A 26,107-nucleotide genomic window follows, 5' to 3' on the forward strand; every position below is an offset into this window, starting at 1 on the left:
GGGCGGCCCGTGCCGCCCTGTGCGCCACGGTACCGCGGCCGGCCCGCCCACCGCGCCCGAGGTGCGCCCAAGGTGCGTTCGAGTCGCGCCCAGGGTGCGCCCGAGTCTCGCGCCCGAGGTGTGCCCGAACCGTGGCCGAAGTGCGCCCACGGTGCTCCCGAGGCGCCCTCGCCCGCACCTCGGCTCCGGTGAGCGCGCCGCCAGTGAACTCCAAGCGCGCGCCCCTTGTGAGGAGCCGAGCGCAGGCAATAGCGTGACGGGCAGGACGGTGCCATGCGGAATCCCGGTTCGGGCAGTGCCGCCCCGGCAGTTCCCCACCCGCTATCGAAAGGTTCGCGATGTCGAAATACCAGGTCGTCAATCCCGCCAACGGCGAGCTCGTCGAGGAGTTCCCCACGGCCACGGATGACCAGATCAAGGATGCGCTGAGCCGCAGCCACAGCGAGTTCTCCTCCTGGCGCGCCACCCCCGTCGAGGAGCGCACGAAGGCGCTCGCCAAGGTCGCGGAGATCTACTCCGAGCGCGCCGAGGAGCTCGCGGAGATCATCAAGCTCGAGATGGGCAAGGCGGTCCCGGAGGGCAAGGGCGAAGTCGCGCTGTGCTCGCTCATCTTCAAGTACTTCGCGGACAACGCGCAGGCCTTCATCGAGGACGAGCCGCTGCGCGGGCCCAAGAACGCGGACGCGTTCCTGCTGCGCAAGCCGGTGGGCTCGATCCTGGGCATCATGCCCTGGAACTTCCCCTACTACCAGGTGGCCCGCTTCGCCGCCCCGAACCTGGCGCTGGGCAACACGATCCTGCTCAAGCACGCGCCCCAGTGCCCCCGCTCGGCGCAGGCCATCGAGGAGATCTTCCACGAGGCCGGCGTGCCCCAGGACGCCTACATCAACATCTACGCGACGAACGAGCAGATCTCCGACATCATCCTGCCCGACCCCCGCAACCAGGGCGTCTCGCTGACCGGTTCGGAGCGCGCGGGCGCTTCCGTGGCGGCCGAGGCCGGCAAGAACCTCAAGAAGGTCGTGCTGGAGCTGGGCGGCTCGGACCCCTACGTCGTGCTCGACTCCGAGGACGTGGCGAAGACCGCGGAGACCCTGTTCAAGACCCGCATGGGCAACACGGGCCAGGCGTGCAACTCGCCCAAGCGCATGATCGTCATGGATGACATCTACGACGACTTCGTCTCCTCGATCACGGAGGCTGCGAAGGCGACCGCGCCCGCGGATCCCTACGCCGACCCGGAGGGCCTGAGCCCGCTGTCCTCCGTGGCGGCGAAGGACCGATTCGTCGAGCAGGTCGAGGACACGGTCTCCGAGGGCGCGACGCTGCTCGCCGGCGGCAAGGCCTACGACGGTCCCGGCGCCTACGTGCAGCCGGTCGTGCTCACCGACGTCAAGCCCGGGATGCGCGGGTACTACGAGGAGCTGTTCGGCCCGGCCGTCATCGTCTACAAGGTCTCGAGCGACGAGGAGGCCGTCGAGCTGGCCAACGACACGCCGTTCGGCCTGGGCTCGGCGGTGTTCTCCACGGACCTCGAGCGCGCGGACCGCGTGGGCAGCCAGATCGACTCCGGCATGGTGTTCCTCAACGGCCCGGAGCAGACCCGCGAGTTCCTGCCCTTCGGCGGCGTCAAGCGCTCCGGTGTGGGCCGCGAGCTGGGCCCGCTGGCCATGGACGAGTTCTGCAACAAGCAGCTCTACTACAAGAACCGCTGAGCGGCACCCCGGCCCGCACCTCCGGCTCCGCCGCCGAGGTGCGGGCCGTTTCGCGTGTTGGCCCGGCTGCGGCCGGGCCGGCGCCACCGTGCGGGTGGGCGGCGCCCCTGTCCGGTCGGGCGGCGCCCCGCCGGGTTGGGCAGCGCCCCTGCCCGGTCCGGCGGTGCCCCTCTCCGGTCCCGTGGCGCTGTTTCGCCCGCCCCTCCCACCCGCGCGCGGCTGCCGGGGTCCGCTCTGCTTCACTGTGGGGATGAGCGATTCCGTCACCGTCCAGATCACCCGCGAGGTCGAGCCCGCCGCCGAGTCCGAGGTGGAGCGCTGGGTGGCACGCGGGCAGGCCCTGCTGACGGGGCGCGAGGGCTACATGGGCTCCGGCTGGGTGCGGGCGCGCGCCGATTCGCACACGTGGCACATGCTCTACCGGTTTGCCGATCACGCGTCGATGCGGCAGTGGGAGGAGTCCGCCGAGCGCCGGGCCTGGGCGGCCGAGCTCGCCGACTTCGTCCACTCCGAGCGCGCCGAGCGGCGCACCGGCATCGAGGGCTGGTTCGACACCGAGCCGTTCGCTGAGCAGGCGCCGGGCGATCCGGCCCCGCCGCGCTGGAAGCAGATGATCGTCATCTTCACGGGCTTCTTCCCCATGAGCTACCTGGGCAACCTTGCAGTCGGAGCGCTCGTGCCCCACACCTGGCCGCTCATCCTGCGCGTGCTGCTCACGATCATGCTCGTCATGCCGTTCATGGTCTACTTCATCCTGCCGTGGACCACGCGGCTCTACCAGCCCTGGCTGGCCCGGCCCCGCCGCGCCCGGAGCAACTCCGACGGGTCTGACCGGGACGCGGGCGGCACCGGGCCCGCGCACGGCTGAGCCTCGGCTCCGCACCCGAATCGCCCGCTGCGCCGCCCCGGGGCGACTCCCACAAACGTTCAGTGTACTGAACGCTTTGTTTGCTTTACTGTGAAGTCATGAGTACATGGCAGAGCACCGTCAGCGCCCGCATCGCGGCCATCCGCGCCCACCGCGGCCTCTCGCTCTCCGCGCTCGCCAAGCGCGCGGAGATCTCGAAGGCCACGCTGTCCGGCATCGAGGCCGGCACGGGCAACCCCACCCTCGACACCATCGAGTCACTGGCCGTGGCCCTGGCCATTCCCGTGGCCGACCTCCTGGCCCACGATGAGCGCTCCACGACGGTGAGCCGCGCCCCGCGCGACGGCGAGCGCCTCGCCGTGCCCCCGGACATCGCCCAGGAGCTCATGCTGCGCCTGCCCTCGGTGCGCTCGTGGGAGTTCTGGCGGCTGCGCATGCCGCCGGGCGCCCGCTTCGACGGCGTCCACCACGTGCCCGGCACCGCGGAGCTCATCCTCATCGTCGCAGGCTCGATGTCCGCTGGCCCGCAGGATGAGGCCGTGGAGCTGGGGCCCGGCGACCTCGTCGAGTTCGCCGGCGACTGCGCCCACGCTTACACCGCGGGCCCGGATGGTTGCCACGCGCTGGTCGCCCTGGGCTCGCACGGGGACGCGGGCGTCCCCGCGGGGACGCCGCACGGGCAGCCGGCCTCGCATGCCGCCGCGGTTCCCGCCCCATCCGGTGGCGGGGCCCCGCCGCCTCCCGCCGCCGAGGCGCCGGCCGACGCCCGCTCCAGTGCACCTCGGGCGCGGGGAGGCGCGCGATGACCGCGGCGACCTGGCTGGTGCTGCTGGGCACGTGGCTGGCCGCCGTCGTGTCCCCGGGCCCCGACTTCGTGGCGGTGCTGCGGGCCTCGCTGCGCGGCGGGATCGCCTCGGGGCTGCGGGTGGCGGCGGGCGTGGTCGCGGGCATCAGCACGTGGATCACGGCCGCGCTCGTCGGCATCACCGCGCTCGTCTCGTCCAACCCCACCGTGTACCTGCTGGTCCGGTGGGCCGGCGCGCTCTTCCTCCTGGGCTACGGCCTGCGCATCCTGTGGTCCGTGAGCCGCGCGCGCCGCACCGTTCGCACCGCCGCCGAGGCGCCCGCCGGCGCGCGCACCCCCGCAGCCGTGCGCTCGGGCGGGACCGGGCAGCCCGCGCCCGAGCACCGGGGCGACCTGGCGGGGGAGCCCGCATCCGCACCGGGGTCCGCGCAGGAGGACGGCCGCGCATTGGACGCCGGCGCGGGCGCGGGGGAGGCCGAGCACGAGGCGCTGGCCGCTGCCGCGAGCGCGCGCGGCACCGGGGCCTGGGCGGAACTGCGCCTGGGGTACCTGACGAACACGGTGGGCAACCCCAAGGCGGTCGTGTTCTTCGGCGCGCTCTTCGCCTCGCTGCTGCCGCACGGGATCGGGGCGGGGCAGTCCGTGCTCGTGGGCCTGGCCATGGCCGCGATCGCCATGGCGTTCTTCGGGACGCTGGCCCTGGCCGCGAGCCGCCCCGTGGTGATCCGCGCCTACGAGCGCGCGGAGTCCGCCATCGACCTGGCACTCGGCGGCCTCTTCGCGGTCCTGGGGGTCGCCCTGCTGCCGCTGTGGTGAGACCGCTGCGGCGACGTTGTCCACAGGCCTGACCTGGGCGGACCTCCAGCCCTCGCGAGCCGTGGGGCGCGGTTGCTAGCCTCGGCCCACCGCGCGCGGCGCGGGTCCCGGCGATGGGCCGGCCCGTGCGCCTCGGGCGGCTCGGGAGAGGACACTGGTAGGCGATGAAGCAAACAGCGAAGCAGACGGCAGGACCGGCAGAGCCCACGGGAGGCGCGGCTCCGGCGGGACCCGAGCGAGCAGCGGAGCCGGCCGGTGGCACGGGCTCCGACGGTGGCGCCCCGCCCGCGGGGACCGGCCGCCTCATGGGGGCCGTGGTCGGTGAGGATGGGCGTCCGCGCACACCGTGGGCCTACGGCCATCCGCTCCTGCTCGAGTACTACGACACGGAGTGGGGCGAGCCCGTCACGGATGAGGCGGGCATGTTCGAGCGGGTGGTCCTCGAAGGCGCCCAGGCCGGGCTGTCATGGCTGACCGTGCTCAAGAAACGCCCCCGCTACCGGGAGGTCTTCGCCGGCTTCGACGTGGATGCGGTTGCCGCGTTCGATGACGCCGCCGTCGAGGAGCTGCTCGCGGACCCCGGCATCATCCGCAACCGGGGGAAGGTGGAATCGGCGGTGAATAACGCCCGGCGCACCATCGAGCTGCGCGCGGACGGGGGCCTGGTGGCGTTCATCGAGTCGTTTGCCCCGGACGTCACCCCGGAGCCGCGCACGGTCGCGGAGATTCCCACGGTCAGCGCGGAGTCCACCGCGCTGTCGAAGGCCCTCCGGGCGCGCGGATTCCGCTTCGTGGGCCCCACCACCATGCACGCGCTGTTCGAGGCGACGGGCCTCATCGACACGCACCTCATGGATTCGTGGCGCCGCGGCGTCTCCGGGCGCTTCCCCCGGTGACGATGGAGCGCTGCGGTTCTCAGGGCTGGCTGTCGGCGAGCAGCGGCACCGGGCAGTGAGGAGCGGTGCCGGGCAGCATCTCGCGGCGCCGGGCATGGTCCCGCAGCGCCGGGCAGCGATCGGACTTTCGACACGCCGCCAGTAGTCTCGTCGAGGCGGGCGTCGACCGCCGGCCCCGTGCGGCGACGATTCCGCGGCCGCAGACGGACACGAGCAGCGGGCAGGCGGCGGCCGGCGGAAGGCAGCACCGAACGGGTGGAGACGTGAGCGGTGAAGGAGCGGGTGCAGGTGCCCCAGAGGGATCAGGCGCAGGAGCGCACCATCGTCGTGGCGGCCGTGCTCATCGCGCATCCGCAGCGGCGCGAGGTGCTCATGGTGCGCAAGCGGGGCACCACCTCGTTCATGCTGCCCGGCGGCAAGCCGGAAGCGGGGGAGTCCATGGCCCAGACGATTCGCCGGGAGGTCCGCGAGGAGCTGGGGGCCGAGCTCGCCCCCGAGCGCCTGGAGGAGCTGGGCACCTGGACGGCCGCGGCGGCCAACGAGGCGGGCTTCTCCGTCACCGGCACGGTCTTCGCCTACCGGGGCATGCCCGCGGGATTGGATCCAGCCGCGCCGGTGGTGCTGGAGGAGATCGAGGAGGCCGGGTGGTTTCCCGTCGAACTGCCCGCCGATGACGAGCGTCGCCAGTTCGCCCCGCTCACCCGCGATCACGCCTTCCACCACCTGCCGGACTGGCTCTTCGCCGAGTAGGCACCGGGGCGGCCGGGCGGCGCCGGTTAGCGCGGAGCGTGCGGCCACGGGGCTCCGGGAGGGTCGGCCGGCTAAGCGCGAGGCGCCGAGGGCCTTTCGCAGGGTTCCGGCGGGCCGGTGGCGATGACCGGGCACCGGCCGCGGGGCGCTCGCACCCTCCCGACCGGGTGGTGCGCGGGAACGTTCATGGCGGGGTGGCTCACACAGCCGCACGGACGGCTCCGGAGTGCCCTGGGCAGGCTCCTGGGCGGCCCCCGCGTCGACACCGCCGCCCCGCAGCACCGCAGTGCAGACCCTCGACCGGCCCCGAGCTCAGACGACGTTCATGAGGATGAGGCCCAGCAGCGCGATGAGCGCGAGTCCCAGCAGGGCACAGCATCCGGCCAGGCGGCGGGCGATGACGGCGCTGCGCTGGGCATCGCGCCACGGGGCCCGCTGACCGGTGCGGTGCAGGCGGGCTGCGGCCAGCGCCTCGGCGGTGCTGGGCGGGGAGCCGGCGGAGGGGCCGCCGCTGCCCTCCGGTCGGTCCCACCCGCGGGCCGGCGACCGGCCACCACCATCGGCGACGTGGTCGCGGCGGTCACCGTGGCGCGTGCGCGCTGCGCTGCGGTTGGCGGGCGATGCCTCGTCCGCCGGCTCCAGCCTGTCGGGCCGCCCCGGCCCATCAGCCCACCGCGCACCGTCCGCCCGCTCCGCGGAGTGCGCACCGGTGTCGCTCACCGCACCCGCGGAGTGTGGGTCGTCCGCCCGAGTTCCCTCGCCCCCGGTCGGGCCGGTCGGGCCGGTTGGCTCGCGCGGCTCGCCGCCGGCTGCTTCCTGAGCCCGGGACTCCCGGGGCTCCCGGCGGTCGTGGTGGACGCCTCCGCGCTGGGGAGGCCGGTGCCGGCGGCGCCCGCGCTGGGCGCGAGCGGGCGCCGGCGTGGTGTCGTGTTCGGGCACCGCGGGGATCCCGTAGAGATCGCGGTCGATCGGTCGCATGGGGCCGTCCTCTCCTTGCTGCTGGCCCCAGTCAAGCGAACGCGTGCGCATCCGTGCGCGAAACCCTGTGCCGGTTCGGCCACACCCGGTAGCAGGTGTGGCAGGCGCCGCACCGTGAACGGGTGGGGGCATGCACCCAACGAAACCCGCCCCGGGCGGGCCAGGGGCGCCCCCCGAATTGCCCGCACTCCCCAACATCCCCCACGAACAGTGGGCCCCGGCCAGTGCTGATGCACCGGCCGGGGCCCACTCGGTCCTTCGCGGGGACGGGAGCTCGGCCGCTCGCGGCCCCACTCGGTCCCTCAGGCGGTGGAAAGCTCCGTCCCTGTCACACGGGGCGCTCCTCCGGCGAGACGGTGAGCGCCGGATCGGTCTTCGCGAGCGAGCCGATCGCCTCGTCGATCTTGGCGAGCACATCGGCCTCAAGCGTGACGCCGGCGGCCTTGGCATTCGACTCGATCTGCTCGGGCCGCGAGGCGCCCACGAGGGCCGCGGAGACGTTGTCGTTGGCGAGCACCCACGCGATCGCGAGCTGGCCCATGGTCAGGCCCAGGTCATCGGCGATGGGCTGGAGCTTCTGCACCTGGGTGAGCGTCTCGTCGTCCAGGTAGCGCTTGATGGCGTTGTCGCCGCCGGTGGAGTCCGTGGCGCGCGAGCCCTGCGGCAGCGGCTGGCCGGGCTTGTACTTGCCGGTGAGCACGCCCTGCGCCATGGGCGACCAGACGATCTGGGAGACGCCCAGCTCCTTGGAGGCCGGCACCACCTCGGCCTCGATGACGCGCCAGAGCATGTTGTACTGCGGCTGCGAGGAGATGAGCTGGATGCCCAGTTCCTGCGCCAGGCGGTGGCCCTCGCGGATCTGGTCCGCGGTCCATTCGCTCACGCCGATGTAGAGCGCCTTGCCCGCGCGCACCACGTCGGCGAACGCCTGCATGGTCTCCTCGAGCGGGGTCTCCACGTCGTAGCGGTGGGCCTGGTAGAGGTCCACGTAGTCCGTGCCCAGCCGGCGCAGCGAGCCGTCGATGGACTCGAGGATGTGCTTGCGCGACAGGCCCACGTCGTTGTGGCCCTTGGGCCCGGTGGGCCAGTAGACCTTCGTGAAGATCTCCAGCGACTCGCGGCGCTGCCCGGCCAGGGCGTCGCCCAGCACCTGCTCGGCCTTCGTGTTCGCGTAGACGTCCGCGGTGTCGAAGCTCGTGATGCCGGCGTCGAGGGCCGCGTGAATGGTCTTCGTGGCGGTCTCGTTCTCCACCTGCGAGCCGTGGGTGAGCCAGTTGCCGTAGGTGATCTCGGAGATCTTCATGCCGCTGTTGCCCAGGTACCGGAATTCCATTGCGCTCCTCGTCGGATCGTCGGTGCGGGGCGGATCGCCCCTTCCAGGCAACGCGCTCGCCCGCCGTTTGCTTCCCGGCCCCGCGCCCGAGGTGCGGGCCGGCCCCGCCCGGACCCTCGCCTCGGGCCCGGGGTGAGGGGGGCTGTCCCCCGGGCTCGCAGCGCCCGGCGGCCGAGGGGCGGTCAAGCCCCGGCTCCTATACTGCCTGCGTGGACACTCACGCGATCCCCGATCCCACCTCGGTGCGGCTTCCCCAGGTCCAGGCGCAGTACGCGGCGGACCGGCGGGCGGCCCGCGAGGTGTTCGGCGACGCGCAGCCGTGCGCCATGGGCGTCATGATCCTCAACGAGCGGCCCGCCGGCGGCGGGGAGGCGGACGAGCCCGTCCTGGGGGACAACCGCTACCCGTACCTGCACTTCGCGGACCAGCAGGTGCTCAGGCATCGGCTGCTCACGCCCGTGCAGCACGTGCCGGACCTTGCGGCCCTGCGCCGCAGCCGCCCGGATGCCTGGACGGCCTTCCACCGCCGCGCCGATGAGCTGCGCGCGGCCGGCTGCGCCGTCTTCGTCCACGGTGCCGGTTCGGGCGCCATGAGCGTTGCCGCCCACGTTCACGCCCACGTGTTCGAGCTGGGGGACAAGCTCACCCGTGTCGCCTACGACCGCGCCAGCGGGCGAGTGGAGATCTGGGCGGGGGGCACGTGCCTCGTCGACGAGCCCAACCCGGCCGCCCGGTCCTGGGATGTCCGGCCGTGGTTCCCGGAGCCCAGCGCGTGCGATGCGCGCTACGAGGAGGTGTTCGGCGCCCCCGCGGGCGGTGCCGGCGCCCGCGAACCTATGGGCGGTGCGCACGATCGCGCGGCGCGAGTGATCCCCGGAGGAGCAGCATGAGCAGTATCGGACGCACCCTGTCGGGCGCGGTGAGCAGGGCGGGCCACCTGGCGCGCAGCGGTTCGCGCGTGGTGGGAGGCGTGGTCAGCGACCGGTTCGCGGAGGAGCGGCTGAGCCCTCGGTTCGCACCGCATCGGGGCGATCGGTTCGTCGCCGCCGCGTATTTCGCGGCGGATCACTCGTCGCTCTACCAGCTCGAGCAGTGGCTGTGGTCGTTCGAGCGGCTGGCCGAGCGGCTGCGCGAGCAGACGGCGGAGGCGGAGCCGTTCGGCATCCTGTGCCGATCGGCGCGCAACGCCACGGCGATCGCCGCGCAGACCAGCCTGCCGGTGCGGTTTTCCCGCCTGGTGTCCGGCATGGACGCGTTCATGTCGCAGCCGGGCCTGCGCGCGGTCTTCTACGTCAATCAGTCGACGCTGAACTTCCAGGGGCTGCGCTATCCGCGGCCGGCCCACGTGCACCTCAGCCACGGGGAGAGCGAGAAGTCCTCGATGATCTCCAATCAGCTCAAGGCCTACGACGCGGTGTTCACGGCGGGGCGGGCGGCACGCGAGCGGATCGAGCGCGCGCTCATCGGCCTGCCGGCCGAGCGCCTGTTCGACGTGGGCCGCCCCCAGCTCGACCGGCCCGTGCGGGTGCCCGCCGCGTGGACCGACCTGGCGGGGGAGGGAGAGTCCGCGGTCCGGCGGGCCGCGCCCATCGTGTTCTACGCGCCCACGTGGGAGGGGGATTCGCCCGCCATGGCGTATGGGTCCCTGCCCGCGTCCGGCGAGGCGATCGTCAGGGCCCTGCTGGCCGAGGGGGCGCGCGTGATCTACCGGCCGCACCCGCGCATGGGCGTGCTCAAGCCGGCTTTCGCCCAGGCCCACCGCGCGATTGTGGAGCTGCTCGCGGACGCCCCGGGTTCGCTCGTGGATGAGGGCCCGGCCGTGGGCTGGCAGTTCGAGGTCGCCGATGCGTGCGTGGGGGAGATGTCATCGCTCGCCTTCGACTGGCTGACGACGGGCAAGCCGCTGGTGCTCGTGAAACCTGCGGATGCGCGCGCCGAGGTGCAGCCTGACGGGCTGTTCACCCGGGTTCCCAGCGTGGCGGCGGGTGCGCCCGATGCCGCCGAGGCTGTGGTCCGCACGCTGCTGCACGAGCCGCGGGCGGAGGGCCTGGTCGAGGCTGCGGAGTACTACCTGGGCGACACGCGGCCAGGTGAACAGCAGCACAGGTTCGAGGATGCTGCCACGACGGTGATGGACCAACGGGGTGAGGACCTTCGGGTTCGGGACGCCTAGCCTCGCCACCCCGTTTCTGGCAAACCCCCGTTCACCGCTCACCTGCGGAATCAGTCGTGAACCCTCAGGTTCCTAAGGGGAAACTGGGGGCATCTGCACGGATCTTTCTCCGCAATTTGTATAGTTGTGGAGTCAACTTGAAGTCGAGTGCGTAGCGGGGACAGGCAGTATGGGGCGGTTTTCACGGGCACTTCGATACATGGGCGCCCGCACGCTCACCCCACGCCAGAAGGCCTGGTCCTCGAAGCTCCGGCACGGCGAACTCCCGTGGCAGCAGAGGATCCCGGGACTGCGCAACGCCGCTCAGGGGCCGGTGCTGAGCCGGGCCGTCGATTCCAGGGTGATCGTCGCCCAGAACCTCGCCGCCGTTACCGGGGCCTTGACCGCACAGGGGATCGAATTCGTTCAGCTGCCCCAGCTCAGCGATTTTCGACCGCGCCTCGTCGTGCGGCAGTCAGACGTCCCCAATGTTGCCGCGGCACTCGGCCAGTTGGACGATGCCGAGGGGTGGACAATCACGATCACCCGTGACGGAGGAAAACTGAAGGACTCTCGCTGGGCTGCGACCCATCCGGCCCAGGTCCAGCAGATGCGCGCCCGACGACGGCTCTGCGCGCCCAACGAACGCGAGATGACCACGGTATTCGAAGACGTGTTCATTGAGCCCTGGGAGGAACTCGGGGAGGGAATCGAGCGCGTCGACGGTGACTTCCATATACCGGGCACGCTGCATCGGCGCATCTCACGACGAGGAACCTACGTCGAGTACCTCACACCGGACAACTGGCATCGTGCAGTAGAAGACGGGGGAGCGCTGCGCTGGTCCCACCCGCACCTCTACCAGTTCACCGAGCCTGTGGACATTGTCTACACGTGGGTGGACGGTGACGATCCCGCGTGGCAGGAGCGCAAGCTCGTGGCCGAGGGAGTCTTGGACCCTGCAGAAGTCAACGAGACGGCGACCATCACATCGAGATTCACCAGCCGCGATGAACTGCGCTATTCATTGCGATCCGTGGAGCAGTTCGCCAACTGGGTCAACCACATCTACATCGTGACCGACCGGCAGGTTCCCGAGTGGCTCGACGTTGACCACCCCAAGGTTACTGTGATCGACCATCGTGACATCTTCACCGACCCGGAAGCCCTGCCTGTCTTCAACTCCCACGCAATCGAATCGCAGCTTCATCACATCCCGGGGCTCAGCGAGCACTATGTCTATCTCAATGACGACATCTTCTTCATGCGCCCCACCGAGCCCACGCTGTTCTTCACGGGCAACGGACAATCGAAGTTCTTTCCATCGACCGCCCCACTCGACATCGACGCCCCCTCTGCCCGGGATCTTCCGGTGCTGTCGGCGGCCAAGCAGAACCGCGCGTTCATGCTCAACGCGTTCGGCCGTGTGGTCACCAACAAGTTCAAGCACACGCCCCATTCGCAGCTGCGCTCCGTGCTCAGCGAGATGGAAGCCAAGCACGAGCAGGAGTTCCAGGACGTCGCAGCTTCGCGCTTCCGCCACCCCGACGACCTTTCGATCACCTCCGCGCTCTATCACTTCTACGCTTACGCGGCGGGTCGGGCGCAGCCCGGGGGAATTCGCTACGCATACATGGACATTGCTCGCGAAGACGCGGATCTCTACCTGCAGCGGCTCGCCCGCAGAACCGATCTGGACGTTCTGTGTCTCAACGATACAAACACTACTGAGACGGACGAAGAGTATTTGACTCGCATCCTCGGCCGATTCCTCAACTCACGTTTTCCTATTCCCTCACATTTCGAGAAGGGTGTCGAGAAGCGAACTGCGGATTTCGCAGAGCGGAAGCGAATAATATCGTGACAGCTCACAGTCTCGTCAGAGTCGGCAGTTCGCGGCTGAAATCCGCGGTGCGGGCAGTGACCCATTGGGCGGCGCGAAAAACGGCGGGAAACACTGCAGGAACGGCTAAGTCGGTCCTTATTTCCGATGGTCAAAATTTGAACATCGATGCGCGGTTGCGGCCGGGCCTTACCCCGGCAGAGTTCGCGTTTGTGAGTGCGCACGGCAAGAAACTGCTCACTCTCCGTGCTGCACACAGGGGAGCGGGTGAAGTAACTGTGTACGGCAATTTGTCATTGCTCCCCCGGCGTGGTGAGAAAGCGCGGTTCTTTGTAGCGGTGCGGTCGGGTGAAAAATGGCACCGTCTCGACTTTTACGGTAATAAATCGTTTCAAAACGGTGACGTAGTTGTCCAGTACCCCGCCTCAAGCAACGGTTACAGAGCGCAGCCGGCTATCGATCGCCGTGGCCACTTGGCTGTTGATGTCATTCCTGTCGATGCAGGGGTCAGCGTTCATGGCGTCGCGGTGAAACTCTATAGAATCCATATTCTCCTTAGTTCGCACTACTGTGCTGTAAAAGAAATTCAGTGCCGATTGCGCGGCACAGACGTTTCCCTGTCCGCGACGGTAAAAGACTCTACGAACGCTGTCGGCATGACTGTTCTCACGCTTCCTCTGGAAGAAATGGCGCGGCACCCTCGAGTTGGGGAAAGAGGCGAATCTGATGTCTGGCGACTCGCTGTTCGATGCCCAGATGATTGGCGCCCACTACGTATGCACTACACCGATCTATCCAATCCCCGGCATTCGCTGCGTTATCCGACAGTAATGCTCGCCGCCTTGCCGGGACGTCCTCGTTTCCGGCCGTACTGGAATGTCAATGGAGACCTTGTCGTGGAGCATCTTCACCCGTCTTCACAACGAGAAGGAGACAGGCAGTGAAGATTACGTACATCCTGACGAGTGCCGACAGCGCTGCCGGTACCGAACGGGCAGTCATCGGCCAAGCGAATCAGGCGGCCAAGTCCGGTCATGATGTCGAAATTTTGAGCGTTTACCGGACGTCCGACGTGCCTGCCTTCGACATCAGTAGCGCCGTTGTTGTTTCGTACTTGGTAGATGCGACTGGGTGGGATTTGAGTCAGGGGCTCGGCGCTGCGGCCGTCGGTGAGTTCGGACCCTCCCTCTTGGTGCCTCAGCGGTGGGATGACCAATTCTGTCAGGCGACGGACGATGCGTTGACGGCGTATTTTGAAACATGCGCAGCAGACTGCATCGTGTCTACGACGCCAGCGCTGGCAGCTCTGACGGTCCGCTTTGCCCCGAAAACGGTTATCGTGATCCACGAAGAGCATCGGGCGACTATGGCACGTTCCAAAGACTCATTCGAACCTTTAGCGCTCTATGGACGCGAACTTGATTGCCTCGTTTCGCTCACGGCTGCGGGAGCGGAGTTCTTAGCAGCTTATTTCGGTGAAGATGCGCCGCTTCTTCCCGTTGTGCCCAATGCGGTCTCTAACGACTTTCATCCTCGTTCGCTTCTCACTGAACGCAGGGTTGTTTCTGCGGGGCGTTTTGTCAGCGGTAAAGACTTCGAATCGTTGATTCGTGCCTTCGCGTCCGCAGTGTCCGACTGTCCCGGTTGGTCGCTTCGAATATACGGCTCTGGTCCGCAGGCGCAATCGATGCGTAAAGTGGCTCGGTCGAATGGTGTTGAGAATGCTGTGGAGATCGTTCCGCCCGCCGCTGACATGTATGCCGAGTGGACCAAGGGTTCTATTTTCGCCATGTCTTCGCGGTCTGAGGGACTGCCCATGGTCGCGCTCGAGGCCGCAGCTGCCGGTCTCCCCCTTGTGGCGGTCGATTGCGACACGGGACCGCGCGAAATCATTGACGATGGAGTCAATGGCATTCTCGTGCCGCCCGACGATGCGGCGGCATTAGGACTCGCGCTCGAGCGATTGATGAAATCGTCTGAGTTGCGCGAAGAAATGTCGCATGCGACTCATCGCATCGTCGAGCGATTCTCTGTTCCGAGGGTGACTGCGATGTGGAAAGCACTGTTTTCACAGCTGAGGGAGCTGCAGAACGGCTGTTCCAGCCGCCTCGGCCGAGCTCAGGAGCGCAGTCGGCTTGCCCGGTCTCATCAGCCAGGATCGGTGAACGCGACGGGAGGGTCGCCCGGACCACATGATGATCGTGGTGGCGAGACCTTCGTCGCTGAAATGGCGGACGAACTGTTGACGCCGGAATCGCAGTCGAAACGGGCGTGTGCCAAGGCACAGCAGATTCTGGCGAACGCGGGTGTTGAGTTCGTGTGGGTCCCGACGCAAGATGCGGTGCGCCAGCGATTCGCTGTTCCTGGCACCGCTCGGCGTGAGGTACGCGCTGCGCTCACGGAGACTGTCGGTGAGGGCTATTGCCTAGTTCCCATGCGCGGCAGCACTGCATTGAGGCGATACCCTCTTGAGTTCGGTGAGCTGGCTGTTGACGATGTGCTGGTGGCGGACGCGAATGTCGTGCGGGTGGAACGGGCTGAGACGGATTGGTCGGGCGCGATCCATGGTCGGCATGCCCAGTGTGACATTGAGTTCTGGGATTTGGGGCCTGACGGCAACCTCATTCCGCCGCGCGCCAACTCGATTGTCGACCAGGTGGAACCGGCTGATTTCGACAAGACGGTGTCCGTGCAGACGCTGGGAGGATGCGTACCGACCCTGCCCCTGGGGGCAAAGCCGGACTGGCGGCAGCCGGACTTCCCCATCGATGCCGTTTTCACCTGGGTGGATGACACGGACGAAGTATGGAAGTCGGCTCGCGCCGCGGTGGCCGGAAACGGTGCCGACGGACGACATGCTGAATCCGACAGTGACGCGCGCTTTTTGAATCGCAACGAATTGAAGTATGCTCTTCGCTCGCTCCATGCCTATGCTCCGTGGGTCAACCATATCTACGTAGTTTCCGCTGGGCAGCGACCGGATTGGCTGAATACTGAACACGATGCAATCACCTTTGTTGATCACGAAGATATTTTTACTGACCAAACGGCCCTGCCGACCTTCAATTCGCATGCCATTGAGTCGCAGCTTCACCATATCGACGGTCTTTCCGAGCATTTTCTGTATTTTAATGACGATACTATGTTGCGGCAATACGTGAAGCCGGACAGGTTCTTTCTCGGCAACGGAACGTTGCTTTTCTATCCCTCGCCGACAAAGATCAATGATCTTACTCACGACGTTCCGCCGCACTTAGCCGCGGGCATGCGCACGCGTGCGCTCCTTGAGGATCGGTTCGGCCTCACAGTCACGCAGGGCCTGCTGCACACCCCACACCCTCAACGGCGGTCGGTGCTGTATGAGTTGGAAGAGTCCTACCCGGAGGAGTGGGAGCGAACAATGCGTGCGCGATTCAGGGGCGATGGGGATCTTTCCACGGTGTCCTCTTTGGCGCCGTATTTCGCCTATGCGACAGGTCGTGCGGTTCCCAGCACGATGCGAGTGGCATACGTCGGGTTGGGGGCAGACGACTTAGATCAGCGCATGCGCGACGTGGTTCGCGGGCGCCATGACCTCTTTGCCCTCGGTGAGCCGCACGAAGGCGTCGATGATTCGGATGCTGTGTCCTTTGCCGTGCAGAATTTCTTGGAGGAAGTGCTGCCGATCCCAGCTCCGTGGGAACGCGCGCGCCCCGGCAAGGGGTGACAGGCTGAAGGAGCGACGCCGGGCCTTTGTGCCGAGCCCCCGACGTTGCTGCGGCGCGGCCACGGGGCTTGCGGCATTGGTCTGTGACCCGGCCGTCCTGAGTCTGTCCGAGCCGGGTGTGGGGTGAGAGTGGGATTGTTGTCGACCGCGAGCGTCAAACGTGCGGCGGCACACTGGGACGGTCTGACGAGGTCTCGTCGGGTGCTCTCGTACGGCATGCGTTGCGCTGGGGAATTCGAGCGCTCGTGAAGCTCAGTACGTACGGATAGGGTATCTGCCCTCCGCGTGATCGCTGTCGGCTGGCACGGGTTCTTGGCTGCCCCATGAACGCCGGGTTAACCTTGACCCCTCAACGCCCGGCGTCCCTGTCGCCAAAGCGTATGCAAGCTTCGCCTCTTCGAGTTCAAGGACGGTACCTATGCGCCGTGTCATCACCTACGGCACGTTCGACCTGCTCCACTACGGGCACATCCGCCTGCTCCAGCGCTGCAAGGCACACGGGGACTATCTCGTCGTCGCGCTGTCGACCGACGAGTTCAACGCGGGCAAGGGCAAGAAGTCGTACTTCTCGTATGAGGACCGCAAGAACATGCTCGAAGCGATCCGCTACGTCGACCTGGTGATTCCGGAGGAGACGTGGGAGCAGAAGCGGGATGACATCGAGCGCTTTCACATCGATAAGTTCGTCATGGGCGACGACTGGGCCGGCAAGTTCGATGACCTGCAGGATGCCTGCGAGGTGATCTACCTGCCGCGAACCCCTGAGATCTCCACGACGCAGATCAAAAACGATCTGTCCGCTCGCAGCTGACCGGCTCCTGTCCGGCAGGTGTGAAGGAACCGACGTCACAGGCGAATGTGCTCACCTGTTCATGAACGGGAAGTAAACTGGCGCCGATCATTGTGCCGTTTGCCCCGACTCTGAAGGAGACGCCGTGCTGAGTACACGCGATCGGCCCGCGCGTCCTACGCTGGCACAGCTGCGCGCTGTCGCACAGCCCCCGGAAGTGCGCTCGCGGAAGAATGCCGAGCACTGGACCGCTCAGCTGTATCTGCGGCACATCTCGATTTACACCACGGTGCTGTTGGTGCGCACCCGCCTCAGCGCCAATGGCGTCACCGGGCTGATGATCCTCTCCGGCTGGTGCATCGCCGCTGCCCTCCTGGTGCCGGGGATCTGGGGGGCGCTTCTTGCCCTGTTCTTCTCGCAACTGCAGATGTACTTGGACTGCTGTGATGGGGAAGTCGCCCGCTGGCGTGGGACCCAGGGCCCCAAGGGCGTATTCCTCGACAAGGTGGGCCACTACACGACCGAAGGGTTTGTCGCCTTCGCGCTCGGCGCCCGTGCCGTGGGGGACCTCGGCCTCTTGCGAGCGGAGCCTGGCACCGCATACCCGTACGTGTTGGGCGGTGCTGTACTCTGCTCGCTGGTGCTGCTGAACAAGGCGCTCAACGACATGGTGCACGTCGCGCGCGCCTTCAATGGCCTGGACAAGCTGCCGGACAGTGCGGAAGCCACGGGCATTCCTTCCGGGTTCCTCGCGAAGCTCAAGCGTGCCGCGCGGTTCGTGCCCTTTCACCGGATCTTCCATTCCGTCGAGATGTCCATCCTCGCGGTTGCTGCGGCCGTGGTGAGTCTTGTATCCGGTGCAGTTGGTGGTCCGCCGCTGCTGGGCGAACGCCTGCTCGTGGTGGCGATGGTGCCACTGTGTGCCTTGGCCGTCGTGGGGCACTTCGTCTCCATCATGGCGTCGAGGCGGTTGCGCTGACATGCCCAATGACCCTGAGCTGAACGACCTCGACCCCGCACACTCCACGGCGCATGAAATCCTTCCGACCGCGGAGGACAGAGCGCAGCGCGAATACGATGCGGTGCGCCAAAGCGCGCGCGAGCGCCGGCGCGCCGAGCGCATGGCCCGCGCGACGCTCCTGCACGAACCCGCCCAGTCAGAGCGCCCCCGCAACGGGCGCAAGTACTCGTTCGGCGTGGTGGTGCTCACGCAGGGCAAGCGCCCTGATGATCTTCGCCGCGGCCTGGAATCGCTGCTCGCACAGAAGGGCGTGGAACTTGACGTCGTCTGCGTGGGCAACGGGTGGGACCCCGTGGGCCTGCCGGGGTCCGTCAAGACCGTCATGCTGCCGGAGAACGTGGGCATTCCCGCAGGTCGCAATCAGGGCGTGCAGTACGTGGACGGCGAGTTCCTGTTCTTCCTGGATGATGATGCGTGGCTGCCGGACGACACCACGCTCATGCAGATGGCCCAGCTCATGCGCACGAAGCCCAGCATTGGTCTCATCCAGCCCCGTGTCGCAGATCCCACCCGCGACGATGCGCCCAAGCGCTGGATTCCGCGGCTGCGCAAGGGCAGCCCCGATCATTCGTCCAACGTCTTCTCTGTGTGGGAGGGTGCGGTGTGCCTGCAGCGGAAGGCCTACGACCGTGCAGGGGGCTGGCCCGCGCCGTTCTGGTACGCCCATGAGGGCATTGAACTCGCATGGCGAGTGTGGGACGCCGGTTACCAGGTGTGGTACATGGGCGAGCTCACCGTGGCGCACCCGGTCATGGACCCCAAGCGGCACGCGGAGTACTTCTACATGAATGCGCGTAATCGCGTGTGGCTGGCTCGCCGCAACCTACCCTGGCCATTCAGTTGGGCCTACGTGGGATCGTGGACAGCTGTGCAGACACTGCGCTGGCGCAAGAGCCCCGAACAGCTCAAGCCCTGGTTCAACGGGTGGAAAGACGGATGGCGCGATGATCCTTGGGCAGACGATGAGGAACCTCACAAGCTCTCGAGCAGGGGCCTGCTCACCATGTCCGTACACGGCCGACCGCCGGTGATCTGAGAACGAGAACGAAACCCGTGAACCTTTTCAGCGCAACGCGCGCACGCCTGACGTCGATGTGGGCGAAGGATCGCACTCCCGGTCGCGTTCCCGATCTGGCGTTCTACGACCTCACGTGGGGGATCCCCCGCAACTACGGCGGCATGACGAGTGTCCTCCTACACAGATCGGGGACGTTCGGTGAATACCTGGACAAGCCCGTAGAGATTCTGACGCTAGACCCAGCCCTGGATGTGACGCAGGAGAATCAGCGACTGCGCGAGGCGGGTGCTCTCGGTTCGAAGTCAACGATCCGGGGCCTGTGGCAGGAGCTCTTAGCCGCAGACGACGACGAGCTCCGAGCGTGGTTCGGAGAACCGCTAGAGCCCGAAGAGCGGTGGTCACCCGCCGATCTGCCCACGCCTCCAGGAACCCCGACTGGCATGGGTCGGACAGAGTGGCGTGACGGGTCGACGGTGTCCGTTGTCCGGTTCGATCGTCCCGACGGCAGCATCGCGGTGCTGGATGATCGCCGGGAGGGTCGCGTGATCACGGTGTTCTCCCACGAGGGGAGGATACTCGCGCGATACAAGCGCATGCGGAACTTCTACTTCGCGTGGTTCGACCATCTCATGGGAGCGACCCCGGCGGTACTCATCAACGAATCGAAGACAGTGGGTGCGTGGGTGCATTCCTATAGGCGTAGGAACGTGCTGCTGTGCCAAGTGCTCCATAACAGCCACCTGGAGCCCGGCGCGACGTCGCTCTACGGACCGTTTACGCCGTCGCGCATCAAGATGCTGGAAAACAACGAGGCGTTCGATCTTCTCGCCTTCCTGACGCAACAGCAGAAGTCGGAATTCGAGGTGGCGTTCGGGGAGGAGCCGAACCGGGTTGTGCTGCCGAACTCGCGCGCCTTCACCTCCTTGCCTGCCGCAGACGCGGACACCCGGCGCCGGGGGAGCGGCATCGTGCTCGCAAGCCTGGATGCGCGCAAGCGCGTCGACCATGCGATCGAAGCCGTAGCCGGCGTCGTCGGTAGTGCCGGGGAACAGGTCACTCTCGACATCTTCGGGGAGGGCCGGTTGCGTGGTGACCTCGAAGAGATGGTCTCGCGGTTGGGCCTTGAGTCTGCCGTGCACGTGAGAGGTTATACAACGAATGTCCAAGCGCAGCTGCGGGACCATTCGTTCCTTATGCTCAGCAGCCGAGCCGAGGGGATGGGGCTTGTGCTGGTCGAAGCCATGGCTCAGGGGTGTATTCCCATTGCCTATGACGTGAGGTACGGCCCAAGCGACATTATCGAGCACGGTCGGAACGGCTTCCTCGTACCCGATGGTGAACCCCTAGCGCTTAGCGCAGCAGTCGATCACTTCCTCGGGCTTCCGGAAGAGGAGGTCGCAGCCCTCCGTAGCGCCGCCGTGGCGCGTGCGCGCGACTTCGACGACGCGAGGATCGCCCAAGCGTGGAAGCAGGCAATCGACACCGCCTGGAAACACAAGGAGGCCGCGGAGCCGGAGCCCCCGAAGCCGCAGCTTGTGCGAGTCGAACAGGAGCGGGAGAACGCCGGAGGCACTGCTTATACGGTCGTCCTCCACGAGGATCCCGCGCAGCCCATCACCGCGGAACTCGTCGCGGATGTCGTTTCCGAGGGCCACCGCTATGGGTTGCGCGTCGTAGCCAAACGCTGCGATTCGGCCGCTCCCGCTACCTACCGGTTCGTGGTGCCCGCAGGTGTTCTGCCCGACAGTGCAGAGGGTTCATGCGCTGTGTATGTGCGCTTCCGCGGCTCCCGCTTGCAACGGCGAATCAAGGTAGGCACCGTTTCCGTCGGGAGCGAATAGGGGCACTCGTCCTTCAGATTGGCGGTGTGCGCGGGAGTCTGTCGTAAGTCGCCTCAGAATGTGAGTTCCCGCAGCTCCTCTTCCCACTGTGCAACCACGTTCTCCGGCAGGTAGCGCTTCGACGATTCGGCTATCCGTTGTGAGAATGCACTCAACAGGGTGTCGTCTTGAGCCAGCGCCCTCATTCTGTCAGCGAGTTCAGCGACGCTGTTCTGAGTGACGATGAACCCATCCACCTGATCATCAATCAGATCGTGGACGCCGGGTGCACAGTCGAAGGCAACCGATGGGACTCCCAACAGCCCGGCTTCTACGATCGCGATGGGAAGCCCCTCGTTCTGCGAGGACAGGATATGGACGCTCGACGAGGACAGCGCATTGCCCACGTCGTCGGTCTTGCCCATGAGCGTCACGCGTGGAATCTTCAGCTCGCGAATCAGGCTTTCGAGTGCCTCTCGCTCCGGCCCCTCACCGTAGAGCTCTGCTGACCACTCCGGCAGTTGGTCGGCCACGCTGGCCCAGGCGCGCAGGAAATAGTCCAGCGACTTGATCTTGTCGTAGCGGCCCAGCGACGCGAAGACTTTCCTGCGTGCAGGCGCATCGTGTGTGGGCAGTGCGACCGGATTCGCAATCCATCCCACGTTGTTGAGCCCCGCCGCGGCGAATTCCTGCGCGTCTGCGGCGGAGAGGCAGATGAAGCGATCAACGCCCGTGTAGGACTGCAGGACGCGTCGCATATCGCCAATGGCCTTGGCCTCGCGCGCGGACCCGTGGTACTGCCCGATCACGCGGGGGTGCTGCGGATTGGCGGGGTCATAGCCCGCCTCGATCATGTGCTCCATCCCGTAGACCTGCGTGCAGATGATGACGGTGTTCGGGCCCCATTGAGGCAGGAGTTCGCGCAGCTTGTCGACCGCCTCACGGCGCAGTCTCATGCGACGCGAGTAGCGCAGCCGCCGTGCAGGGTTCAGCCGGTGCTCCAGCGTCTTGAGCGTCCAGGCTTCCGGAATCTGCGACGACATGAGTGTGCGCTCCGTGATCTGCTGCGGCCGGTCCATCGGCTGATAGTGACCAGCAGGTGCCGGGGCCACTCCGACAAGTTCAACGGTGTGTCCGCGGTTGAACAGTTCGAGACTGAGGCGGTGCATGAAACGACCGATGCCGCCGAGCCGGTCGATGTCGTTGCCCATCACAACGACCTTGTCAATATGCTGTGACATCGTCAGCGTGCTCTCCACACCGTATCCACCGTCCGTTCCGACGCATCCCCGGGTTCTTTGCCCGCGAATGTGTCTCTGAAGGCGTGGCGCTGCCGGCGGTAGGAGTCGGAGTCCATGCAGCTTCTTACCTTCTCCTGCAGATGCTGTTGTTCGAAGACGAGGGGGCCGGGCGCATGTTCGCGGAGGCTGAAGTACGTGCCGCGCACCGATTTCTCGTACCGCTCCAGGTCATAGGCGTAGAGCACCTGCGGCCGGTCTAGGGCAAGGTAGTCGAACATGATGCTCGAGTAGTCGGTGACCAGCAGATCGGCGGCCTGCATGGGCAACGTCGCGTCGGGCATAGAAGACACATCGACCACATGAGGACGAATACGAGCGGGTACCGAGATGCGGTTCAGGTAGTGGCAGCGAAGAAGGAGCTGTGTGTCTTCTGACATTGTTTCGACCCAGGCGTCGAGGTCGAGCGGAATCTCGATACGGCCCCGCTCGGTATCGCGGAACGTGGGTGCGTAGAGCACCGTGCGACGAGTGGTGTCGAGACCGAGCACTGCTTTCGCCGCCGCCGTCGCGGCGACGTCGGTCCGTGCGAGCACGTCGTTGCGAGGGGTACCGTGCGGCAGCAGCGTGGCTTTCACATCGAATGCCGGAACGAATACGCGCTCGAAATACTCGGACGGCACAGTGAGGTAATCCCAATACGCGGTGCGCCGAGTGAGATCCGCAGCTTTCTGAGGCGAGGCATAGGCGTATTCGGGCTGATCGAGTCCCATCTTCTTCAGCGGGATGCCATGCCATGTCTGCACGTAGGTCTGCTGGGGCCGCTTCCTGAAGACGGCGGGCAGGGTCTGATTGTCGATGAGGTAGGCACTTCGGGCCAAGGCCCACAGGTAGGCGAGCGAACCGCGAATGACGGTGTTCGACCGCCCGCCGGCCCAGCTGCTGTTCGCCGACTGGTCAACTGACCACAGGACCGTGTGCCTCGCACGCCGTTGAAGTGCTGCGGCAATCGCGCCCGGCGAGTCACCATGGGATCGCCCCATTTTAGCTTCTGCGAACACCTGAGTCTTCTTGAGCGGCAGCGACCGGAAGAGCCGGTACGCAGCCGCAGCGAACGAGCCGTTGAGATCCTTCAGCGGCAGGGCCTTCGCTGCGTGAGCGGCCCGCGCGGTCGAGGTGACCGGTGCAAGCAACGCCCGCAGGCGAGCGCGTTGCGACCTGACCTTTGCGGGGCGCAGGGCGAGCGTATTCGCCACCGTCTTATAGGGCCGGTACTTTGCATTGAACACTCGGCTGAGGCGCGAGGAGAACCCGATCCTCTTCTGCGCGAGCTTGATCTTCTTGGTGATGAAGATGCCGGAGGTGTTGACCACCTCATCGCTCCGTAGGTCGACGCGCAATGTCAGGCGCGGAAGCGACAGGAAGTCCGCGTCGCCGGGCAACGAAAGGGTTGTATTCCACTCATAGCGCGCATGCGCTGAGTCCCACTGCGCATTGATCGGAGCCGTCCAGGAGCGCCGGAGACCGGTGCGTTCCACAACGCGCAGTGTCCAACTGAGGTCGGGAGCCGCGACCAGCGCACGGAGTGGATCATCGGTCGTGCCGACGATGGTGAGGGAGTGGCCATCCGTCGCACGGTGCAGCGATTCGATGCGATGTGCGAAGCGTGCGTTCGGCCACGGGACCGCGACTTCTGCTAGCTGTGCGGTTGCGAGGTTCAGCGCGAGCGTCGGAGCTGGAGATGTGCTGAGGGCTTCGTGTTCCCAAAGCAGGATGTGGCCCGACACCTCGACCACACCGGCGAGGTCCGTCTCGTGGCGCAGCATTCGCGCGGCATGGCGCACGAGGTTCGGCTGTCCGGAGAGAATCGCGGCTGCGCCGAAGCGCTGTTGATAATCGAGTTCTGCAGTGACCTCGGCCGGGACAAGTCGAATAAGCGGCTGGAGTTCAGCGAGCACTTGTCGCGCAAAATCGTCGTCATCGCTGTCAGCGATGTCATTGATGAACAGCCGCGTATCGTGCACGATGATCTTGATGTACGCCTCGCGCAGAAAAGCGGGCGCATCGTGCGCGCGAATGATGTCCAGGACCCTCTGGACTGCTGCAACACGTGAGCGGACATTGTGCAGGGTGTCGCGCTGGTGCGTGATCGATTTGCGCATGGCCGTTGGATAGGTATTCCACGTGTAGATGACCTCGGGAATGACCGTGATGCCCTTGGCGGCGATCTGCACGGCTGCGGCGAAGACCAAGTCTTCGTAGTGAATATCCTCTGGGTAGCGAAGATCATTCGCGCGCAGGAATTCGGTGCGGCAGGCCTTCGCAACCGAAGTATCGCGAATGAGCTCGGGATCTTCCTCGATGGAGGCAAGCGTGCGGGCCTCGCCAAAGAGCCGCGAGTACCATCCGGTCGTCTTCTGGCGGGCAGTATCGAAGCGCTCCGTGCGACCCATGATGAGGTCAGAGCCATCACGATCGCCGGCCCGAACCACGTTCGCGCAAGCGTGGCGCTCAAGTGTGTCGTCGCTGTCCAGAAACATGACGTAGCGACCGCGGGCGCGCTGGATGCCCAGGTTTCGAGGCGCCCCGGCGCTTCCGGTGTTCTTCGGCAGCGCGATCGCAGTCACACGACGGTCGCGCGCTGCGAGCTGCTGTGCGACTGCGAACGACGCGTCGGACGAACCATCGTCGACGACAAGAACCTCGACTGCGCTCAGCGTTTGGGTGAGCACCGAGCCGATCGCCGCCGCGACGTGCGATTCGTCGTTGTAGACCGCGATGATGACGCTGACCAGCGGCTCACCGTCGGCAGCGGGAATGATGGCCCCTCGTTCGGGTCGTGGCCGTTCGATACTACTCACCGGTGTTCGCTTCTCCTTGCTGCCGTGCGATCGATGGCGTGGGGACGGGACTCGGCACGAGTTCGGCAATTCTAGTCGCGCGGCGGGCGGAATTCGCTAGCCTGCTTCGACGGCTCCGCTGTCACGGGTCTCGGTATGCCCGCGGAGTTCGTCTTCGCGTTCCCTCAGCAACGTTGTCACTGCCCCTACGAACGCCTCGAGAGAACTTCCAACAGCACCTGCGCCGAAGTAGTGCGTGCGCATCTTGGCGCGGGTTCCCGCTTCCTGGTCCTCGTGGAGCATCGTGGTAATGAGACCACTAATGTCATCGGCATTCGCCTCACTGAGCACCGGGGTAGCGCGGGTAATTGGGGCTTCTGTGTGGAGCGTTTCCGGGTCGTTCCGACGGTCCGTGAGCAGCAACGGTTTCTCTGGGCGCATATAGAGGAAGTCGAGCCCCACGCTGGAGACATCGGTGATCATGAGGTCGACGGCTTCGAACATGCCGAGGATATTTCCCTGCATTTGCACGCAGTGCTCACCCCCGGCGGCTTCTATGAGCGCCAGGATTTCGGCGTTGGCCTTTGCGATTACCGGGTCGGCGCTGTTCTCCACCCTTGGGTGGGGCTTGTATACGAGGCGCACACCGCCTAGTCCTAGGACGGCCCGGACGATCTGCGGGCCGTAGGCGTCAACCGAGGTGTAGTTGTTCGCATCGTTCTCGCCTTCCCAGGTGGGTGCGTACATGACGGTTGTCAGCACCGTGCGCGGCAGGACATTGGGGGCGGGGATGTCGAGCTGCGGCCTACCAATCCTCATAAGCTTCGACTCGTCGAAGTCGAGCAGGGCGCGGCGGTGGCGCTCGACCGCTGCCTGACCTGCCACGAAGACGCGGTCGTAGGCCTTCGCCTGGTTGGATACCATGCTGATCTTGTCGCTCTCGCCGTGATTGACGTGGACGTGGACCATGGGTGCATACCCCAGCGCCTGAAAGTTCGTCATGCCGTTGTTCACATAGATCGCCAGGCGGCAGTGTGACCGGAACAGCATGTTCATGAAGTCCAGGAACCGGCGCTGGTAGACAATAGGCAGATTCGTGTGTTCGGAGACGGCCGCGATTGCACTGGGCCTCCGGAGCACGATTGCCACACGGTGGTGCTTGGCGAGTTCCTCCAGGACCGGCAACCACTGAATGAGTTGGTAGGTTTTGGCCCGGGCGTCGCCAAAATAGGCGATCACCTCGGCGTCGATGCTCTCCTTCTCGTACTGCGCCTCGAGATGTGTGTAGTCCGGGATGCCTCGAATCCAACGGCTTGTCCGCTTCCAAGCAGGCGAACTCAGTGCTCGGCGGATGGTGTTGCGCAGCAGTCCGGCCACGGATCGTCCTTACGGTAGGGGCAGAGTCAGCGACCGATTCTAGTTAGTTCCGCTTGAAACAGCATGTGCACCGGACGGGTGCCCCGCGGGAGATGGAAAGCCTCGTTGGTGTGTTGCTCCTGGCGCCGACACCTCCCGTCC

General features: G+C 66.3%; 20 protein-coding genes. 15 read left to right on the forward strand and 5 right to left on the reverse strand.

Annotated features, from left to right (window positions below; translation table 11 throughout):
* The first annotated feature begins 338 nt into the window (after positions 1-338).
* The 6 genes from BRM1_RS12825 to BRM1_RS12850 all read left to right on the forward strand — a co-directional run bounded on the left by BRM1_RS12825 (position 339) and on the right by BRM1_RS12850 (position 5,850).
* Positions 339-1,715, forward strand: a complete 1,377-nt coding sequence (locus tag BRM1_RS12825) for an NAD-dependent succinate-semialdehyde dehydrogenase (protein ID WP_268526416.1) — start codon at positions 339-341, stop codon at positions 1,713-1,715.
* Positions 1,716-1,965: 250 nt separating this feature from the next.
* Positions 1,966-2,583: an antibiotic biosynthesis monooxygenase gene (locus tag BRM1_RS12830; protein WP_268526419.1), complete on the forward strand. Its 618-nt coding sequence runs from the start codon at positions 1,966-1,968 to the stop codon at positions 2,581-2,583.
* A gap of 98 nt (positions 2,584-2,681) precedes the next feature.
* Positions 2,682-3,389: a helix-turn-helix domain-containing protein gene (locus BRM1_RS12835; RefSeq protein WP_268526421.1), complete on the forward strand. Its 708-nt coding sequence runs from the start codon at positions 2,682-2,684 to the stop codon at positions 3,387-3,389.
* A complete protein-coding gene (locus BRM1_RS12840) occupies positions 3,386-4,204 on the forward strand; it encodes a LysE family translocator (RefSeq protein WP_268526423.1) in 819 nt (272 codons plus the stop codon). The genes BRM1_RS12835 and BRM1_RS12840 overlap by 4 nt, the downstream gene beginning before the upstream one ends.
* A gap of 305 nt (positions 4,205-4,509) precedes the next feature.
* The gene (locus BRM1_RS12845) at positions 4,510-5,100 is read left to right on the forward strand and encodes a DNA-3-methyladenine glycosylase I (RefSeq protein WP_268529858.1); all 591 of its coding nucleotides are present in this window, start codon (positions 4,510-4,512) and stop codon (positions 5,098-5,100) included.
* 288 nt (positions 5,101-5,388) lie between these two features.
* Complete coding sequence (locus tag BRM1_RS12850) at positions 5,389-5,850, forward strand: NUDIX hydrolase (protein ID WP_268526425.1); 462 nt, start codon at positions 5,389-5,391, stop codon at positions 5,848-5,850.
* Between the two features lie 312 nt (positions 5,851-6,162).
* Here BRM1_RS12850 and BRM1_RS12855 read toward each other — a convergent pair whose 3' ends face one another.
* Both BRM1_RS12855 and BRM1_RS12860 read right to left on the reverse strand, forming a co-directional pair.
* On the reverse strand, positions 6,163-6,570 hold the full coding sequence (locus BRM1_RS12855) for a hypothetical protein (protein WP_268526427.1): 408 nt from the start codon (positions 6,568-6,570) through the stop codon (positions 6,163-6,165).
* A gap of 586 nt (positions 6,571-7,156) precedes the next feature.
* On the reverse strand, positions 7,157-8,161 hold the full coding sequence (locus BRM1_RS12860; RefSeq protein ID WP_268526429.1) for an aldo/keto reductase family protein: 1,005 nt from the start codon (positions 8,159-8,161) through the stop codon (positions 7,157-7,159).
* 209 nt (positions 8,162-8,370) lie between these two features.
* Between BRM1_RS12860 and BRM1_RS12865 the strand changes: the two genes are divergently transcribed.
* The 9 genes from BRM1_RS12865 to BRM1_RS12905 all read left to right on the forward strand — a co-directional run bounded on the left by BRM1_RS12865 (position 8,371) and on the right by BRM1_RS12905 (position 20,532).
* Positions 8,371-9,051 (forward strand): hypothetical protein, encoded by a 681-nt coding sequence (locus BRM1_RS12865; RefSeq protein WP_160952497.1) that lies wholly within the window; start codon positions 8,371-8,373, stop codon positions 9,049-9,051.
* On the forward strand, positions 9,048-10,334 hold the full coding sequence (locus BRM1_RS12870; protein ID WP_268526431.1) for a CDP-glycerol glycerophosphotransferase family protein: 1,287 nt from the start codon (positions 9,048-9,050) through the stop codon (positions 10,332-10,334). The genes BRM1_RS12865 and BRM1_RS12870 overlap by 4 nt, the downstream gene beginning before the upstream one ends.
* 199 nt (positions 10,335-10,533) lie before the next feature.
* On the forward strand, positions 10,534-12,177 hold the full coding sequence (locus BRM1_RS12875; RefSeq protein WP_268526433.1) for a stealth family protein: 1,644 nt from the start codon (positions 10,534-10,536) through the stop codon (positions 12,175-12,177).
* Positions 12,174-13,100: a hypothetical protein gene (locus tag BRM1_RS12880; RefSeq protein WP_268526434.1), complete on the forward strand. Its 927-nt coding sequence runs from the start codon at positions 12,174-12,176 to the stop codon at positions 13,098-13,100. The genes BRM1_RS12875 and BRM1_RS12880 overlap by 4 nt, the downstream gene beginning before the upstream one ends.
* Positions 13,097-15,862: a stealth conserved region 3 domain-containing protein gene (locus BRM1_RS12885; protein ID WP_268526437.1), complete on the forward strand. Its 2,766-nt coding sequence runs from the start codon at positions 13,097-13,099 to the stop codon at positions 15,860-15,862. The genes BRM1_RS12880 and BRM1_RS12885 overlap by 4 nt, the downstream gene beginning before the upstream one ends.
* Before the next feature lie 418 nt (positions 15,863-16,280).
* Positions 16,281-16,673, forward strand: coding sequence for a glycerol-3-phosphate cytidylyltransferase (gene tagD / locus BRM1_RS12890; protein WP_268526439.1), 393 nt, complete (start codon positions 16,281-16,283; stop codon positions 16,671-16,673).
* Positions 16,674-16,800: 127 nt separating this feature from the next.
* A complete protein-coding gene (locus BRM1_RS12895) occupies positions 16,801-17,631 on the forward strand; it encodes a CDP-alcohol phosphatidyltransferase family protein (protein ID WP_268529860.1) in 831 nt (276 codons plus the stop codon).
* Between the two features lie 142 nt (positions 17,632-17,773).
* Complete coding sequence (locus BRM1_RS12900) at positions 17,774-18,709, forward strand: glycosyltransferase family 2 protein (RefSeq protein ID WP_160952528.1); 936 nt, start codon at positions 17,774-17,776, stop codon at positions 18,707-18,709.
* A 17-nt stretch (positions 18,710-18,726) separates the two neighbouring features.
* Positions 18,727-20,532, forward strand: coding sequence for a glycosyltransferase (locus tag BRM1_RS12905; RefSeq protein ID WP_160952494.1), 1,806 nt, complete (start codon positions 18,727-18,729; stop codon positions 20,530-20,532).
* Between the two features lie 53 nt (positions 20,533-20,585).
* On the opposite strand, the gene BRM1_RS12910 is transcribed toward BRM1_RS12905, so the two are convergent.
* The 3 genes from BRM1_RS12910 to BRM1_RS12920 form a co-directional block, all read right to left on the reverse strand.
* Positions 20,586-21,770: a glycosyltransferase gene (locus tag BRM1_RS12910; RefSeq protein WP_268526442.1), complete on the reverse strand. Its 1,185-nt coding sequence runs from the start codon at positions 21,768-21,770 to the stop codon at positions 20,586-20,588.
* The gene (locus tag BRM1_RS12915) at positions 21,755-24,610 is read right to left on the reverse strand and encodes a CDP-glycerol glycerophosphotransferase family protein (protein ID WP_268526444.1); all 2,856 of its coding nucleotides are present in this window, start codon (positions 24,608-24,610) and stop codon (positions 21,755-21,757) included. Before BRM1_RS12915 ends, BRM1_RS12910 begins: the two co-directional genes overlap by 16 nt.
* 96 nt (positions 24,611-24,706) lie before the next feature.
* A complete protein-coding gene (locus tag BRM1_RS12920) occupies positions 24,707-25,966 on the reverse strand; it encodes a CDP-glycerol glycerophosphotransferase family protein (RefSeq protein WP_268526446.1) in 1,260 nt (419 codons plus the stop codon).
* Positions 25,967-26,107: the final 141 nt, after the last annotated feature.

Source organism: Brevibacterium sp. BRM-1 (assembly GCF_026802075.1).
Classification (GTDB): Bacteria; Actinomycetota; Actinomycetes; order Actinomycetales; family Brevibacteriaceae; genus Brevibacterium; species Brevibacterium rongguiense.